11 protein-coding genes are annotated in these 14,604 nt (G+C 74.7%); 6 read left to right on the top strand and 5 right to left on the bottom strand.

Annotation, left to right across the window (positions count from 1 at the left end; genetic code table 11):
- The first annotated feature begins 78 nt into the window (after window positions 1–78).
- Together AC061S_RS37480 and AC061S_RS37485 are read left to right on the top strand one after the other, a co-directional pair.
- Window positions 79–1,068 (top strand): hypothetical protein, encoded by a 990-nt coding sequence (locus tag AC061S_RS37480; protein ID WP_478690344.1) that lies wholly within the window; start codon window positions 79–81, stop codon window positions 1,066–1,068.
- A 58-nt stretch (window positions 1,069–1,126) separates the two neighbouring features.
- Window positions 1,127–5,944 (top strand): hypothetical protein, encoded by a 4,818-nt coding sequence (locus tag AC061S_RS37485; RefSeq protein ID WP_478690345.1) that lies wholly within the window; start codon window positions 1,127–1,129, stop codon window positions 5,942–5,944.
- A gap of 207 nt (window positions 5,945–6,151) precedes the next feature.
- Here AC061S_RS37485 and AC061S_RS37490 read toward each other — a convergent pair whose 3' ends face one another.
- Complete coding sequence (locus tag AC061S_RS37490) at window positions 6,152–6,616, bottom strand: hypothetical protein (RefSeq protein ID WP_478690346.1); 465 nt, start codon at window positions 6,614–6,616, stop codon at window positions 6,152–6,154.
- Between the two features lie 358 nt (window positions 6,617–6,974).
- Here AC061S_RS37490 and AC061S_RS37495 point away from each other — a divergent pair, with 358 nt between their 5' ends.
- Genes AC061S_RS37495 through AC061S_RS37510 form a run of 4 tightly spaced genes read left to right on the top strand, consistent with a single transcriptional unit; the run spans window position 6,975 to window position 11,580 of the window.
- Entirely contained in the window at window positions 6,975–10,094 is a 3,120-nt protein-coding gene (locus AC061S_RS37495; protein ID WP_478690347.1) for a sensor histidine kinase, read from the top strand.
- On the top strand, window positions 10,091–10,528 hold the full coding sequence (locus tag AC061S_RS37500) for a roadblock/LC7 domain-containing protein (protein WP_243341589.1): 438 nt from the start codon (window positions 10,091–10,093) through the stop codon (window positions 10,526–10,528). Before AC061S_RS37495 ends, AC061S_RS37500 begins: the two co-directional genes overlap by 4 nt.
- Window positions 10,529–10,538: 10 nt before the next feature.
- Window positions 10,539–10,973, top strand: coding sequence for a DUF742 domain-containing protein (locus AC061S_RS37505; RefSeq protein ID WP_478690348.1), 435 nt, complete (start codon window positions 10,539–10,541; stop codon window positions 10,971–10,973).
- The gene (locus AC061S_RS37510; RefSeq protein WP_478690349.1) at window positions 10,954–11,580 is read left to right on the top strand and encodes a GTP-binding protein; all 627 of its coding nucleotides are present in this window, start codon (window positions 10,954–10,956) and stop codon (window positions 11,578–11,580) included. Before AC061S_RS37505 ends, AC061S_RS37510 begins: the two co-directional genes overlap by 20 nt.
- Before the next feature lie 209 nt (window positions 11,581–11,789).
- Here the strand turns inward: AC061S_RS37510 and AC061S_RS37515 are convergent, their stop codons facing one another.
- Genes AC061S_RS37515 through AC061S_RS37530 form a run of 4 tightly spaced genes read right to left on the bottom strand, consistent with a single transcriptional unit; the run spans window position 11,790 to window position 14,550 of the window.
- Window positions 11,790–12,989 (bottom strand): lipid-transfer protein, encoded by a 1,200-nt coding sequence (locus AC061S_RS37515; RefSeq protein WP_478690350.1) that lies wholly within the window; start codon window positions 12,987–12,989, stop codon window positions 11,790–11,792.
- The gene (locus AC061S_RS37520; protein ID WP_478690351.1) at window positions 12,986–13,456 is read right to left on the bottom strand and encodes a Zn-ribbon domain-containing OB-fold protein; all 471 of its coding nucleotides are present in this window, start codon (window positions 13,454–13,456) and stop codon (window positions 12,986–12,988) included. The genes AC061S_RS37515 and AC061S_RS37520 overlap by 4 nt, the downstream gene beginning before the upstream one ends.
- A 43-nt stretch (window positions 13,457–13,499) precedes the next feature.
- Window positions 13,500–13,880, bottom strand: a complete 381-nt coding sequence (locus AC061S_RS37525) for an Mpo1-like protein (RefSeq protein WP_478690352.1) — start codon at window positions 13,878–13,880, stop codon at window positions 13,500–13,502.
- Window positions 13,881–13,893: 13 nt separating this feature from the next.
- Window positions 13,894–14,550 (bottom strand): M15 family metallopeptidase, encoded by a 657-nt coding sequence (locus tag AC061S_RS37530; protein ID WP_478690353.1) that lies wholly within the window; start codon window positions 14,548–14,550, stop codon window positions 13,894–13,896.
- Window positions 14,551–14,604: the final 54 nt, after the last annotated feature.

Genomic DNA, 14,604 nt, shown 5'->3' on the forward strand with positions numbered 1-14,604 from the left:
GACGCGAGCCGCCATCCCACACGCCGCCCGTGCCCGGCACACCCGCACCTGTACCCGTACCACCGAGGAGACCCACCCGTGAGCGACCACCACGCCGAGCAGCACCCCGCGTGGAGCGAGCCCGACGCGCACGAGGCCTCGGCTCCGGTTCAGGCGCACGCACAGGCGCACGCACAGGCGCACGCACAGGCGCACGCACACGCCCCGGTCCCGGCTCAGACCCCGCAGGGCCCCGCCCCGCAGGGACCCGTCACCCCGGCGGACGCCGCGGACGCGGCCCGGCTCGTCGCGTTCGGGCTCCAGCCCAAGCTGCTGCCCGCCCGCGACGCCGAGTACGCCGAACTGCTGCGCCGCTACCGCGAGGACCCCGCCTTCGCCCGGCTCGCCGACGCCGTCGCCACCGGCCTCGGCCTCGTCGTCCTGGAGGTGTCCTCCCGCGCGGGCATGGCCGTGGCCGCCGGCGAGGACTCCGTCTTCGCCGTCCGCATGGGCGACTACGCCCGCCGTACCACCGCCGACTCCGCGGACCGCTTCCTGCACGGCCTCGCCCACCTCGCCGTGGCGGCCCTCGCCTTCCCCCGCCCCGAGGACCTCGCCGACGACGGCTACATCGGCCGGATCACCGTCAACGGCGTCGACGCCTTCGTCCGGCAGACCTGCCGCCGCCTGGAGGAGCGCGCCGAGGAACTCGGCGAGAACACCGACCCGGCCTCCGACGCCCCCGGCCTGGAGGCCGCCTGGCGGGTCTACGCCCGCCGCAGCGCGACCGGCGCCACCAAGGACGCCCGACGGCTGGCCGGTTCCACCACCGGCATCGTCGGCAAGGCCGCCGCCTTCCTCACCGACTCCGGCTTCCTCCAGCGCACCGGGGACGAGGCCGGAGGCACGTACCGCACCACCCCCCGCTACCAGCTCCAGGTCCGCGACATGGCGGGCAGCGCGGCCATGGCCGAGCTCCTCGACCTGGGGGTGGTCCCCGTCAGCGACGGCTCCGCCAGCCTGCTGCCGCCGCCCGAGGGCGACGACCTGGAGCTGGCCGCCGACGCGGGTCTGCCCTTCCACGCCTAGCCCGCGCCCCGCCACCCGTCCCCGTACGACCTACGAAAGACCACGAGAGTCCGCCGCCATGTACGAGCTGTCCCGGATCCGCCTCTACTCCATCGGGCCCGCCGGCGCGCGCTACGCCGACACCGTGCTGGACCTGCGCGGAGTAGGCGAGCCGGTGCCCCACCCGGCGCCCGCCCAGGCGGAGTTCTTCGAGGACGAGCCCACCGGCCCGCCGCGCCGCCCGGCGCCCGCCGGCGTGCTCTTCCTGGAGAACGGCGGCGGCAAGTCCGTCCTGCTCAAGCTGATCTTCTCGGTGATGCTGCCCGGCCACCGCAACACCCTCGGCGGCGCCAGCTCCGGCGTCCTGCGCAAGTTCCTGCTGGCCGACGACTGCGGCCACGTGGCGCTGGAGTGGCAGCACACCCAGACCGGCGAGTGCGTGGTCGTCGGCAAGGTCAGCGAGTGGCGCGGCCGCCAAGTCTCCAACGACCCGCGCAAGTTCGCCGAGGCCTGGTACTCCTTCCGCCCCGGCCCGGGGCTCAGCCTGGACAACCTCCCGGTGGCCGAGGCCACTTCGGTGCGCCCGCCGGTGGAAGGCGCCTCCGGCGCCCAGGGGCGGCGCCGCACCATGAAGGGTTTCCGCGACGCCCTGACCGAGGCCGGCAAGGCGTACCCGCACCTGGAGGTGTACTTCGAGGAGATCCACGACCGCTGGAACGAGCACCTCACCGAAGTCGGCCTCGACCCCGAACTCTTCCGCTACCAGCGCGAGATGAACGCCGACGAGGGCGAGGCCGCCGGCCTCTTCGCGGTCAAGAAGGACTCCGACTTCACCGACCTGCTGCTGCGCGCCGTCACCGACACCCGGGACACGGACGGCCTCGCCGACCTCGTCCACGGCTTCGGCAACAAACTCGGCCGCCGCGCCGAGCTGATGGCCGAACGGGAGTTCACCGCGGGCTCCGTGGACCTCCTCACCAAGATCGTCGAAGCCGCCGCGGTCCGCTCCCGGCTGCGCGACGTCCACGCCGGCGCCGAACGCCGTACGCGCACCCTCGCCCGGCGGCTGTCCGCCCGGGCCGGCGAGGAGCGCGGCCGCGCCGCCGACCTCGCGCAGCGGGTCACCGGCGCCGCCCACCAGGTCACCGCCGCCGAATCCGCGCGCGCCCGCAGCGCCGCCGTCTCGGCCGAACTCGCCTACCGGCACGCCTCGCTGGCCCTGACCGTCGCCGACAAGGCCGCCGCCGCGCAGCGCCGCGAACTCCTCGAAGCCCGCACCCTGCACTCCGCCTGGCAGGCCGCCGAGCACGTCCTGCGCCACCGCTCCGCCGCCGACCGCTCCGCCCGGGTCGCCGCCGCGATCCTGGAGGCCGAGCGGGACGCCGCCCCGGCGCTCGCCGCCCGCGCCACCGCCGCCACCGAGCTCGTACGGGCCCTGCACGCCGCCGCCGAGCAGGGCGAGCGGGCCGCCAACGAGGAGGAGGAGCGCTCCGCCGTCCTGCAGGAGACCGGCGAGGCCTCCCACCGCGCCGCCACCGCCGCCGCCACGGCCGCGCAGCGGGCCCGCAGCGAGGCCGAGCACCTGCGCGCCCGCCTCGCCGAGGTCCAGCAGGAGACCGCCGAGGCCGTCCGGGCCGGCTGGCTCGACGACTCCGCCCCCGACGCCGACCCGGCGCGCGCCGCCCTGGCCGCCGCCGACGCGGAGAAGACGGCCGTCGCCGCCTGGGACGAGTCCCGCGAGGCCGCCCGCGCAGCCTCCGAGGCCGCCCGCGAGGCCGCCGGGGTGGAATCCCGCGCGGAACTCACCGCCGCCCGCGCCGCGGACGCCGCCGATGCGGCCGAGGCGGCCCACGACGCCGAGCACCGGGCCGCCGCCTCCCTCGCCGGGGCCCCGCGCCTGGCCGCCCTGCTGGGAGCCCCGTCGGCCCCCGACACCGCGGCCCCGTCCCCGCGCGCCGACGGCGGTACGCCGGGCGGCGAGTCCGGAGCCGAGGCCGCGGGGCACCACGCCACGCATGGCGCCACCGGCTCCGGAGGCGCTGCGGGTGCTCCCGGTGCTCTTGGGGCAGCCGGAGGCCCGGTCTCTGGTGCCGCAGGCGCCACCGGCCTGCACGGCACCGCGACGGGCACGGCCCCGACCGCCCCGGGCGCGGCCCGCGCAGTCGCCACCGGCTGGCTCACCGTCCAGGACCTGGACCGGGGCGCCGACGACCTCCGCACCCTGCTCACCGACGGGGTCGCATCCGCCGAACGCCAGCTCTTCGACCTGCGCACCGCCGCCGCCGACGACTCCCGCATCCTCGGCGCCCTCGGCGACGGCGGTCTGCTGCCGCCCGGCCCCGACGTCCTCGCCACCGTCGAGTTCCTCGGCGAACACGGCATCCCGGCCCTCCCCGGCTGGCGCTACCTCGCCCAGTCCGTGGACCCGGCCGACCACGCGGCCGTCCTCGCCGCCCGCCCCGAACTCGTCGACGGGGTGGTCATCACCGACCCAGACACCCACTCCCGGGCCCGCGAGGTCCTCTCCGGCGCCGCCCTGCTGCCCCGCTCCACCGTCGCCGTCGGCACCGCCGCGGCCCTGCTGGCGCCGGTTCCCCCGGCCGGCGACGCCACCGGGTCCGGCATCTTCGGTATTTTCATCGTGCCGCCGAACCCGGCCATGCACGACGAGCACGCCGCCGACGAGGAGCGCCAGGCGCTGCGCGCCCGCGCCACCGCCCGCGACACCGACATCCGCGAGCTCGCCGCCCGCCTGTCCGGCGACCGAGAGCTAGCCGCCCGGCTGCTCTCCTGGCGCACCGGCTGCCCGCCCGGCCGCCTCGCCGAGCTCGCGGAGCAGGCGGCCGCCGCCCGCGGCTTCGCCGAGGAGACGGACGCCGAGCTCGCGGAGGCCCGTACCGTACGCGCCGAGGCCGACGAGGCCGCCGCCGACGCCGCCCGGGTCCGCGACGAGCGGCAGGACACCGCCCAGCGCGCCCGCCGCGTCGCGGACGCCCTCGCGGGCCTCGCCTACCGGCTGCGCGAGCGCGCCGGCTGGCAGACCAAGCTGCGCGAACTCGCCGACGACGCCGCCGAGTCCGAGGCCCGCGCCGAGGTCTGCCTCGACCGGGCCCGCGCCGCCGACGAGGACCGCCGGGCCGCCCAGCGCGCCGCCGACGATGCCCGCCGCACCGCCCGCGCCCTGCGCGCCGAGCGCGCCGAGGTCGCCGGCGCCCCCGACCCGCTGCCCGAGGATGACGGGACGGCCAAGGCGCCGCTCCCCGCCCTCCGCGAGGCCTACCGCGCCGCCTCCCAGCTCTACGAGAAGGTCGGCGTCGGCGCCGACCTGCGCTCCGAGCAGGCCCGCGCCGAGAGCGACGAGAGCGTGGCCCTCGCCGAACTCGACCGCCTCACCAACAAGGTCCGCACCCGCGCGGCCCAGCTCCTCGAAGGCACCGACGGTGCCGACGGACCCTCGCGCCAGGCCGCGGCCGCCCGCGCCGAGGCCCTCGTACAGATGCTGGAGACCCGCGCCTCCACCGCGAGCGAGCAGCTCGGCCGGCTGCGCGGCGAGGCCGAACGGCACGCCCCCGCCGAGGGCGAGGCGCACACCGAGCTGCCCGAGGAGCTGATCCCCGACAACGTCGAGGAAGCCCAGGCCAGGCTCCGCACCGCCACCGCCCAACTCGCCGCCCACACCGCCGCCGTGGAGTCCGCCCGCGCGGCCCACGCCGACCTGCTGCGCGCCCACCGCACCGCCGAGGAGGGCGCGGGCGGCTTCGACGAGACCGCGGCCATGCTCCGGGACCTCCTGCGGGACCACACCCACCAGGAGGACGAGCAGGAGCCGGTGGCCCACCCCGGCAGCCTGGAGGAGGCCCGCCAGTCGGCCACCGAGGCCCGCCGCTCGCTACGGGCCTGCGCCGCCGACCTGTCGGCCGCCGAGGCCGCCGTCCGCGAGGCGAGCGACATCCTGGTCCGGCACGCCAACGCCAACCGCTACGAGCAGGTACGCACCCCCGCGCGCCAGCAGATCCGCGAACTGCCCGCCTCCGCCCTGCCCGAGCACGCCGCGGCCTGGGCCGTGGCCTTCGCCCCCCGGCTGCGCGTCCTCACCGACGAGCTGGCGCAGCTGGAGCGCAACCGCGACAGCATCGTGGACCGGCTGCGCGGCCTCGTGGAGTCGGCCCTGGCCACCTTGCGCTCCGCCCAGCGGCTCTCCCAGCTCCCCGAGGGCCTGGGGGAGTGGTCGGGCCAGGAGTTCCTGCGCATCCGCTTCGAGGAGCCCGACCAGGCCACCCTCACCGAGCGGCTCGGCGAGGTCATCGACGAGGCGACCCGCGCCGCCGTGAAGAAGAACAGCACCGCCTCCTTCGGCGAGGGCCGCCGCGACGGCATGTCGCTGCTCCTGCACGGGGTCCAGGCGGCACTGGAACCCAAGGGCATCGCGGTGGAGATCCTCAAGCCCGACGCGGTGCTGCGCGCCGAGCGGGTCCCGGTCGGCCAGATGGGCGACGTGTTCTCCGGCGGCCAGCTCCTCACCGCGGCCATCGCCCTGTACTGCACGATGGCCGCGCTCCGCAGCAACGACCGGGGCCGCGACAAGCACCGGCACGCGGGCACGCTCTTCCTCGACAACCCGATCGGGCGCGCGAACGCCACGTACCTGCTGGAACTCCAGCGGGCCGTCTCGGACGCGCTCGGCGTCCAGCTCCTGTACACCACGGGCCTGTTCGACACCACGGCCCTGGCCGAGTTCCCGCTGGTCATCCGGCTGCGCAACGACGCCGACCTGCGCGCGGGGCTCAAGTACATCAGCGTCGAGGAACACCTGCGTCCGGGCCTGCCCCAGCAGTTCACGGACGGGGAGACGATCCACGGCGAGATCACGGCGACCCGCATGTACCGCCGGAGCTGACCCCCTTTTTGACGCGCCGCTCGCACGCCTCGGCCCTGGCGGGCCGCGCCTTTTTTGACGCGCCGCTCGCACGCCTCGGCCCTGGCGGGCCTCCCCGGCTTCGCGCCGCTGCGCCGGACTCCGTCCGGCGGGCCCTTGCCGGCGGGGCCTTGCCGGGGCCCCGCCCGGGCCCGGGACGTCAGTCCGGGCACACGGCCAGGGCCCGCCTCAGCCCCGCCCCGTGCCCGTCGGCGGCGGCCAGATGCCGGTCGTCTCCCCGCGCCCTGGTACGGGTATGCGGGGCGGTAGCGGAGGCGCCGAGCGGGCCTCTCGGCGCGCCCTGCGGCGCTCGCGCCGCCGGTCCCGCGCCGTACTGCTGGGCTCCGAGAGCACCCCGTAGCGCTGGTTCCACGTCTGCCGGGTGATCAGCACGTCGAGCACGCCCCACGTGGCCACGACCGTCCCCGCTATCGCGCACAGCGACAGCGGAAGCGCCAGCCAGGAGCCGGTGACCGTCAGGAAGAAGGCGATCGTCGCGTCCGTCAGCGTCACGGCGACGATCAGTACCGCCCGCACCGCGGACCTCCGCACCGGGTCCGGCATGCGCCGCCGGCCCGTCGGCTGGTCCACCCACAGGATCCGCCCCCGTGGCGTCCCGGGCCCCGCACCGTCGTCCTCGTACCTCTTCGCCATGGTCCGCTCCCTCCCCTCCACACGGCCGCTCATGCCCGCCCCGAACAGCTAGACGCACGGGGAGGCCGAGAGATTCCCGGATCCCGGACTCCCGTGGCGCCCCGAAGTATCGCGGAACGAAGAATTCCAGCCATCCATTCCGCTACGGGAACCGAGGCCCCACCAAGTGTCATCTGCCACATATCGGGCCGCACTTCAGGGAACTATCGGACAACTCGTGATCTTCGTCCAGGGCTCAGGCCGAAAACGTCCGGACAGGTCTTCGAAGGTTCGCCGTGGCAGTAGTAGGCTCACGCCGTTTAAATGACGGAACACCAACCCCCGGTAACGGGGTTGAGCTGGGGAGGCTGGGGAGGCCATGCGCTTTCGCGGGAAGTCCATCCGCCGGAAGATCGTGGCGTTGCTCCTTGTGCCGCTCGTCTCCCTGACCGCCCTCTGGGGCTTCGCAACGGTGATCACCGGCCGCCAGGCCGTCCAACTGCTCGGTGTCGCCTACGTCATCGACAAGGTCGGCTACCCCGTCGAGGACGTCGTCCGCGTCATCCAGAAGGAGCGCCGCCAGACCCTCGTGGTCATCGGCGACCCGCGCGCCTCCAACGCCACCACCGAGCTGGCCGAGAGCCGCACGGCCACGAACGAGGCGGTCGAGAGGATCTCCGCCGACGCCAAGGACCCCGAGGTCGTCGACGAACTCACCCCGGCCGGCGCCCGGCACCTGAGCTCCATCCTCGAAGCCTTCCGCAGCATCGGATCGCTGCGCGACGCGGTGGACGGGGGCTCCCTCGACACCAACCAGGCGCTGGAGCTCTACAACCGGCTCGTGGACCCCTGCTACGACTTCCTGATGAACCTCCACGCGCTCCAGGACGTGGAGATGGACAAGCAGGGCCGCGCCCTCGTCGGCGTCACCCGCGCACGCGAGACGCTCTCGCGCGAGGACGCCCTCGTCGCCGGGGCCCTCGCCGCCCGCAACGTCAGCCAGGCGGACATCCGGCACGTCTCCGACTTCGTGGCCAACCGCAAGCTGCTCTACGAGTTCAACCTCGCGATCCTCCCGGCCGCCGACCGGGAGGAGTTCGAGCAGTACTGGAACAACCCGGAGAGCCGCGCCCTGCGCGAGGCAGAGGAACGATTCCTCGTCCAGGGGCCGACCCACAGCCCGCGCAACGTGACCGCCTCCCAGTGGGACGCCGCCGCCGGCAAGGTGCTCGAAGACCTCGCCGTCATGGGCACCGCCGCGGGCGACCGCTACCAGAAGCGCGTCGAGCCCGTCGCCATGGACGTCCTGGTCCAGGCCGCCCTCGCCGGGGTGCTCGGGTTCATCGCCCTCATCGTCTCCCTCGTCCTGTCCGTACGCATCGGCCGCGAGCTGATCCGCGACCTCTCCCGGCTCCGCAAGGAGGCCCACGAGGTCTCCGGCATCCGCCTCCCCGGCGTGATGCGCCGCCTCGCCGCGGGCGAGCTCGTGGACGTGGAGACCGAGGCCCCCCGCCTGGAGTACGAGAAGGACGAGGTCGGCCAGGTCGGCCAGGCCCTCAACTCCCTCCAGCGCGCGGCCATCGAGGCCGCCGTCAAGCAGGCCGAACTGCGCCGCGGGGTGTCCGAGGTCTTCGTCAACCTGGCCCGCCGCAACCAGGTGCTGCTGCACCGCCAGCTCACCCTGCTCGACACCATGGAGCGGCGCACCGAGGACACCGAGGAGCTCGCGGACCTCTTCCGCCTCGACCACATGACCACCCGCATGCGCCGCCACGCCGAGGGCCTGGTGATCCTCTCCGGCGCCGCGCCCTCCCGCCAGTGGCGCAAGCCCATCCAGCTGATGGACGTCGTACGGGCCGCCGTGGCCGAGGTGGAGGACTACGAGCGCATCGAGGTGCGCCGGCTGCCGCGCCTGGGCATCGCCGGCCCGGCGGTGGCCGACGTCACCCACCTCATCGCCGAACTCCTGGAGAACGCCACCGTCTTCTCGCCGCCGCACACGGCGGTCCAGGTCCTCGGCGAGCGCGTGGCCAACGGCTTCACCCTGGAGATCCACGACCGCGGCCTCGGTATGACCCCCGAGGCGCTGTTCGACGCGAACCTCCGCCTCACCGAGACCTCCGAGTTCGAACTCTCCGACACCGACCGGCTCGGCCTGTTCGTGGTCAGCCGGCTCGCGCACCGCCACGAGGTCAAGGTCCGCCTCCAGATCAGCCCCTACGGAGGCACCACCGCGGTGGTCTTCCTCCCGGTGGCCCTGCTGACGGAGGCTCCCGAGACCAACGGCGCCGGCATCCGGCTGGCCGGCGGCAAGGCGGTCGGCGGCCCGGTCGGCTCCGCCCGTCCGAAGGCCGTCGCCGAGGGCAGCGGCGCCGACCGCCGCCTCCCGGCCGACGCCGAACTACGCGGCCCCGTAGAGCTGGAAGCCCCGATCGGCATGCTGGGGCTGGACGAACCCGGCCCGGTCCCGGAGGGCACCCCCACCGGCATCGCGGGCTCCGCCGGCGCCACCGGGCTCACCGGGGTCTCCGGAGCCAAGGGCAGGCCCGCCATGGCCACCCTCGACGACGAGACCCCGCCGAACGGCATCTCGCGCAACTCGCTGCTCGGCCTGCGCCAGGCCGCCCGCCCGCACACGGACCGGCACACCGACCGCGGCGGTCCCCGCAAGGGCGACCGCATCGCGGACCGCATGGGCGAGCGGGCCGCGGACGGCTCCGGCGACCGCGCGGGCCTCTGGAAGGGCGACCGGTCCACCGACGCCCCCGCCGAGCGCGGCGGCGCCCGGCTCACCGACCGCGACGCGGGCCGGGACGGCTTCCGCGACCGCGACCGAAGCCACGACCGGGACCGCGACCGCAGCCGCGACCGCCGGGACCGTGACCACCGCGACCGCGAGCGGGAGCCCCTGCCGCCCACCGGCCCGGTCCGCCTGGAGCCGGCGCGCACGGACTCCGCCCGCCCCGACGGCGCCCGCTCGCCCGGCGCCGTCCCCCTCCCGCGCCGCCGGCCGACCCCGACCCTGGTGGCCGAGCACGGCCGCCGTGTGGAGCCCCGCCCCGTCTCGGCGGTCCCGGACCCCGCGCAGGAGGGGCAGACCCCCGACGGCCCGGCGCACCCCGCGGCGACGCCCCCCGGGCCGACCCTGCCCCGCCGGATCCGCCAGGCCAGCCTGGCGCCCCAGCTCAAGGACGCCCCGGCCCCGGCACCCGCCGAATCAGCCGCCGCTCCGGCGGCCGACCGCGACGCGGAGGACGTACGCCGCCGCATGTCCTCGCTCCAGCGCGGCTGGACGGCGGGCCGCGACGAGCATGCGCGGCAGCAGGCGGAGCACGCAGGTCAGGCGAACCAGGCGGATCAGACGGATCAGACGACACGGGCACAGCAGCCCCACCAGACACAGCAAGCGCAGCAGAACGCACCACACCAGTCCCCGACCGAGGCCGGCACCCCTGCCGCCACCGGTCCCGGATGCGAGAACGAAGGGGACGGTCGATGACCGCACCGCAGTCCGGCAACGACACCAGGGGCCGCGGCTCCGGCCCGCTCAACTGGCTCCTCGACGAGCTCGTCGACCGGGTCGCCAGCATCCGCAAGGCGGTGGTCCTCTCCGGCGACGGCCTGCCCACCGGCAGCTCCAAGGACCTCACCCGCGAGGACAGCGAACACCTGGCCGCCGTGGCCTCCGGTTTCCACAGCCTCGCCAAGGGCGTCGGCCGCCACTTCGACTCCGGCAGGGTCCGCCAGACCGTGGTCGAGCTCGACGAGGCGTTCCTCTTCGTCATGGCGGCCGGCGACGGGAGCTGCCTGGCGGTGCTCGCGGACGCCGACTCCGACGTCGGCCAGGTCGCGTACGAGATGACCCTCATGGTCAAGCGAGTCGGTGACCACCTGGCGACCGCACCGCGCACCGGGCTGCCAGCCGGAGGGTGAGTCGGACGGCATGAGCGATCCAGGCCAGGACCACCCCGCCCACACCGCCGGCACGGCTTCCGGCGCCGCACCCGACCAGTGGTTCGACGACGACGCGGGTCCGGTGGTGCGTCCGTACGCGATGACCCGCGGCCGGACCAGCCACGCCGGACAGCACCGCCTCGACCTGATCGCGCTGGTGGTCGCGGAATCCGCGGCCGACGACCCGGCCGGGGACACCGCCCCGTCGCCGGAACACGCCCACATCCTCGGGCTGTGCCGGCTGCGCCCCCAGTCCGTCGCGGAACTCGCGGCCGAACTCGACCTCGCGGTCGGGGTCGTACGCGTTCTGATCGGCGATCTAGTCGACGACGAACTGGTGCACGTGACCCGGCCGGTCCCCCCGGCCGAACTCCCCGACGAATCCATTCTGCGTGAGGTGATCGATGGCCTTCGGGCGCTCTAGCCGCACCGGCGCCATGCATGCCGTGACGCCGGTCGAGCCGCTGACCCTGAAGATCCTGGTCGCGGGCGGTTTCGGGGTGGGCAAGACCACCCTGGTCAGTGCGGTGAGCGAGATCAGACCGCTCCGGACGGAGGAACGCCTCTCCGAGCCGGGCCGCGGCATCGACGACACCGGGGGAGTGGAGGGCAAGAGCACCACCACGGTCGCCATGGACTTCGGGCGCATCACCCTGCGCGAGGACCTGGTGCTGTACCTGTTCGGCACCCCCGGACAGGACCGCTTCTGGTTCCTGTGGGACGAGCTGGCCCAGGGCTCGCTCGGCGCCGTCGTCCTCGCGGACACCCGACGGCTCTCCGACTGCTTCGCCGCCATCGACTACTTCGAACGGCGCGAGATCCCCTTCGTGGTCGCCGTGAACTGCTTCGACGGAGCCGACCAGCACCCCGTGGTGGCCGTACGGGAAGCCCTGGACCTCACCCCCGAGGTACCGGTGCTGCTGTGCGACGCACGGGACCGGGAGTCGGTGAAGGACGTCCTGGTGGGGGTCGTGGAGCACGCGATGACCCTGGCCAGGGCCCGCCGCAGGAGCCTGACGGCGGGAGCCTGACGGCGGGGCCCCATCCGGAGGACACGCCACAGCCCCGGGCCGCGACATGGAGGCGGCCCGTACCCCCGCCGACTGGGGTACGGGCCGCAGCTCTCATGGGGGGATCCGGGGTCCCGGTCGCGGCGCGGGACCGTGGAGAGAGTGTGAACCCGCCACTGGGGGTCGTCAAGCATTCGGACAGCAGGCGCTGTTCAGCGGCCCCCTGCATGTCACCGCACCGCGACGACCGCCGAACCGTGCCCGAACAGCCCCTGGTTCGCGGTGATTCCGGCCCGCGCCCCCGGCACCTGCCGCTCCCCGGCCGTGCCCCGCAGCTGCCAGGTCAGCTCGCACACCTGGGCGATGGCCTGCGCCGGCACCGCCTCCCCGAACGACGCGAGTCCGCCACTGGTGTTGACGGGGATCCGCCCGCCGAGCGCGGTCGCGCCCTCCCGTACGAGCTTGGCCCCCTCGCCCTCCCCGCACAGGCCGATGTCCTCGTACCACTCCAGTTCCAGCGCGGTGGACAGGTCGTAGACCTCGGCGAGCGAGAGGTCGTCCGGCCCGAGCCCCGCCTCCTCGTACGCGGCCCGCGCGATCGAGGCCCGGAAGGAGCCGGGCGCCGGTACGGCCGCGGTCGTCGAGTCGGTGGCGATGTCCGGCAGGTCCAGGACGGTACGGGGGTACGTGGGCGTCACCGTGGACACGGCCCGGATCCGCACCGGGTCCGCGACACCCCGCGAGCGCGCGAAGTCCATGCTGCTCAGCACCAGCGCCGCGCCCCCGTCGGAGGTGGCGCAGATGTCGAGCAGCCGCAGCGGATCGGCGACGATCGCCGAGGCGGCCACCTCCTCGGCCGTCACGGCCTTGCGGTAGCGGGCGTTCGGGTTCAGCAGCCCGGCCGCCGCGTTCTTCACCTTGACCTGCGCGAAGTCCTCACCGGTGTCCCCGTAGAGGGCCATGCGGCGCCGGGCGTACAGCGCGAAGTACGCCGGGTTCGTGGCCCCCAGGACCCGGAAGCGCAACCAGTCGGGGTCGTCGGGCCGGTCCCCGCCCGCCGGCGCGAAGAACCCCTTGGGGGCGGCGTCCGCCCCGACCACCAGCACCACGTCGGCCAGCCCGGCCAGGATCTGCGCCCGGGCCGCGCCGATGGCCTGGGCGCCGGACGCGCAGGCCGCGTACACGCTGGTGACGCGTGCGCCCTGCCAGCCCAGCGCCTGCGCGAAGGTGGCTCCGGCCACGTAGCCGGGGTAGCCCGACCGCACGGTGTCGGCCCCGACGATCGACTGCACGTCGGTCCAGTCCAGCCCGGCGTCGGCGAGCGCGGCCCGGGCGGCGGCCCGCCCGTACTCGACGAAGCTGCGGCCCCACTTGCCCCACGGGTGCATGCCGGCCCCGAGGACGGCGACGTCGGCGACGGAGGCGCTCATCCGGCCACCACCCCCACGGGCCGGACGTTCCACGTGGTCCAGACGGTGCCGTCTGGGCCCTCGGGGTCCACGTTCAGCACCCCGCCGACCACCTCGACCTCCATCCCGACCGCCAGATCGCCGACGCCCACCCCGGGCGCCGCCTGCCCGAGCACGACCATCCCCTCGGCCTCCAGCTCCACGGCGACCAGCGTGTACGGGGTCCAGGGCGCGTCCGGGTCGGACACGTACGGCGCGGGCGGCCGGTACCGCCCGTCCGTGTAGGACCAGACCCGGCCGCGCGGGGACAGCGGGGTCTCGGTGAGCTCGCCGCCACCCGGGCAGCGCGGATTGCGGCAGTACGCGTCCTCGCGCGGGAAGAACACGGCGGCGCAGGCGGAGCACCGGGTGCCGAGCAGGCGGAACCCGCCGTCCGCATGCTCCTCGGTGAACCATCCGCTGACCACGGGTGTGCGTGTGCGTTCCAAGACCCCTCCCGAAACAGACATCTGACGAACCGTCAGGAGTCTGTCAGGGAACGAGCGGGAGCGCACCCCCGGGAGCGCACTCCTCGCACGGGTTCTCGGCGAGCCACTTCCGCGCGATCTCGCCGAGCTCTGCGTCCCGCCCGGCCAGCATCATCCGGATCATCTGCGCGTCCCCGCGCAGCGACCACCCCGGATTGCCGAAGCTGGCGGGGTTGTTCCGCTCGATCAGGAAGTGCGCCGGCCACGCCGTCCCGTACCCGATCACGGGGAGCGCGGCGAGATAGCGCTTCCGGCCGCGCGCCAGCCCGTAAACGGTCAGGGCGAGACCGGTGAGGGTGCCGGTGAGGTGGATCCAGCGCGTGGCGGCGCGGGAATGCATGGCGACGTAGTAGGGCCAGAACTCCTCGTACGAACTGAATGTCATGCGGGCACGGTACTCAGCGGTGAACGGAGGCGACAGAGACGGGAAAGTCGAAGTACGTGTCCGGGAACGCCTCCGGTGCGTACGTGAAATGCCACCACTCCTGGGGCAGGTTCACGAACCCCTGCCGCCCGAGCACCCGCCTGAGGAGATCCCGGTTCTCGCGGGCCGCGCCCGTCACCCGAGGGCTGTCGGTGTGCGCGAGCGGATCGAAGTAGTCGAACGGTGTCCCCATGTCGAGGGGCCCCCGGCCGAGCTCCGTCAAGGTCACGTCGACGGTGCTGCCGCGACTGTGCCCGGACCTCTCGGCGATGTACCCCTCCGGGATCAGCCGGTCCTTGGCCACCTCCGGATAGAACTCCGCCTTGGTCCGCTGATCCGCCCCGTCCCGGGCCCACCGCACGAACCGGTCGACGGCCCGCTGCGGCCGGTAACAGTCGTACACCAGCAGCGAGTACCCCCTGCGCAGCACCTCCCGCTGCGCCCGCCGCAGCGCCTCGGCGGCGGACCGGGCGAGCAGGCAGACGGGCTCGTCGTAACCGTCCACGACCGCCCCGGTGAAGTTCCGCGGCGTGGCGTACCGCATCTCCTGCCCGATACTCGCATCCACCTCACCCACCACGGCGAACCCACCGCCCCCCGCCCCCCGCCCCGCGGACCCCCCTGAGCGCAGCCCCGAGAACCACCGGGACCAACGCGGTGACCAACGCGGTGAACAGCGCGGTGA

The sequence above is a fragment of the Streptomyces sp. CA189 genome (assembly GCF_056428985.1).

What these genes read in the sequence shown, in the direction of transcription:
- AC061S_RS37490 (WP_478690346.1), bottom strand. Translation starts at nt 6,616, where the DNA reads ATGGCGAAGAGGTACGAGGACGACGGTGCGGGGCCCGGGACGCCACGG.
- AC061S_RS37510 (WP_478690349.1), top strand. Translation starts at nt 10,954, where the DNA reads ATGGCCTTCGGGCGCTCTAGCCGCACCGGCGCCATGCATGCCGTGACG.
- AC061S_RS37500 (WP_243341589.1), top strand. Translation starts at nt 10,091, where the DNA reads ATGACCGCACCGCAGTCCGGCAACGACACCAGGGGCCGCGGCTCCGGC.
- AC061S_RS37525 (WP_478690352.1), bottom strand. Translation starts at nt 13,880, where the DNA reads ATGACATTCAGTTCGTACGAGGAGTTCTGGCCCTACTACGTCGCCATG.
- AC061S_RS37495 (WP_478690347.1), top strand. Translation starts at nt 6,975, where the DNA reads ATGCGCTTTCGCGGGAAGTCCATCCGCCGGAAGATCGTGGCGTTGCTC.
- AC061S_RS37505 (WP_478690348.1), top strand. Translation starts at nt 10,539, where the DNA reads ATGAGCGATCCAGGCCAGGACCACCCCGCCCACACCGCCGGCACGGCT.
- AC061S_RS37485 (WP_478690345.1), top strand. Translation starts at nt 1,127, where the DNA reads ATGTACGAGCTGTCCCGGATCCGCCTCTACTCCATCGGGCCCGCCGGC.
- AC061S_RS37515 (WP_478690350.1), bottom strand. Translation starts at nt 12,989, where the DNA reads ATGAGCGCCTCCGTCGCCGACGTCGCCGTCCTCGGGGCCGGCATGCAC.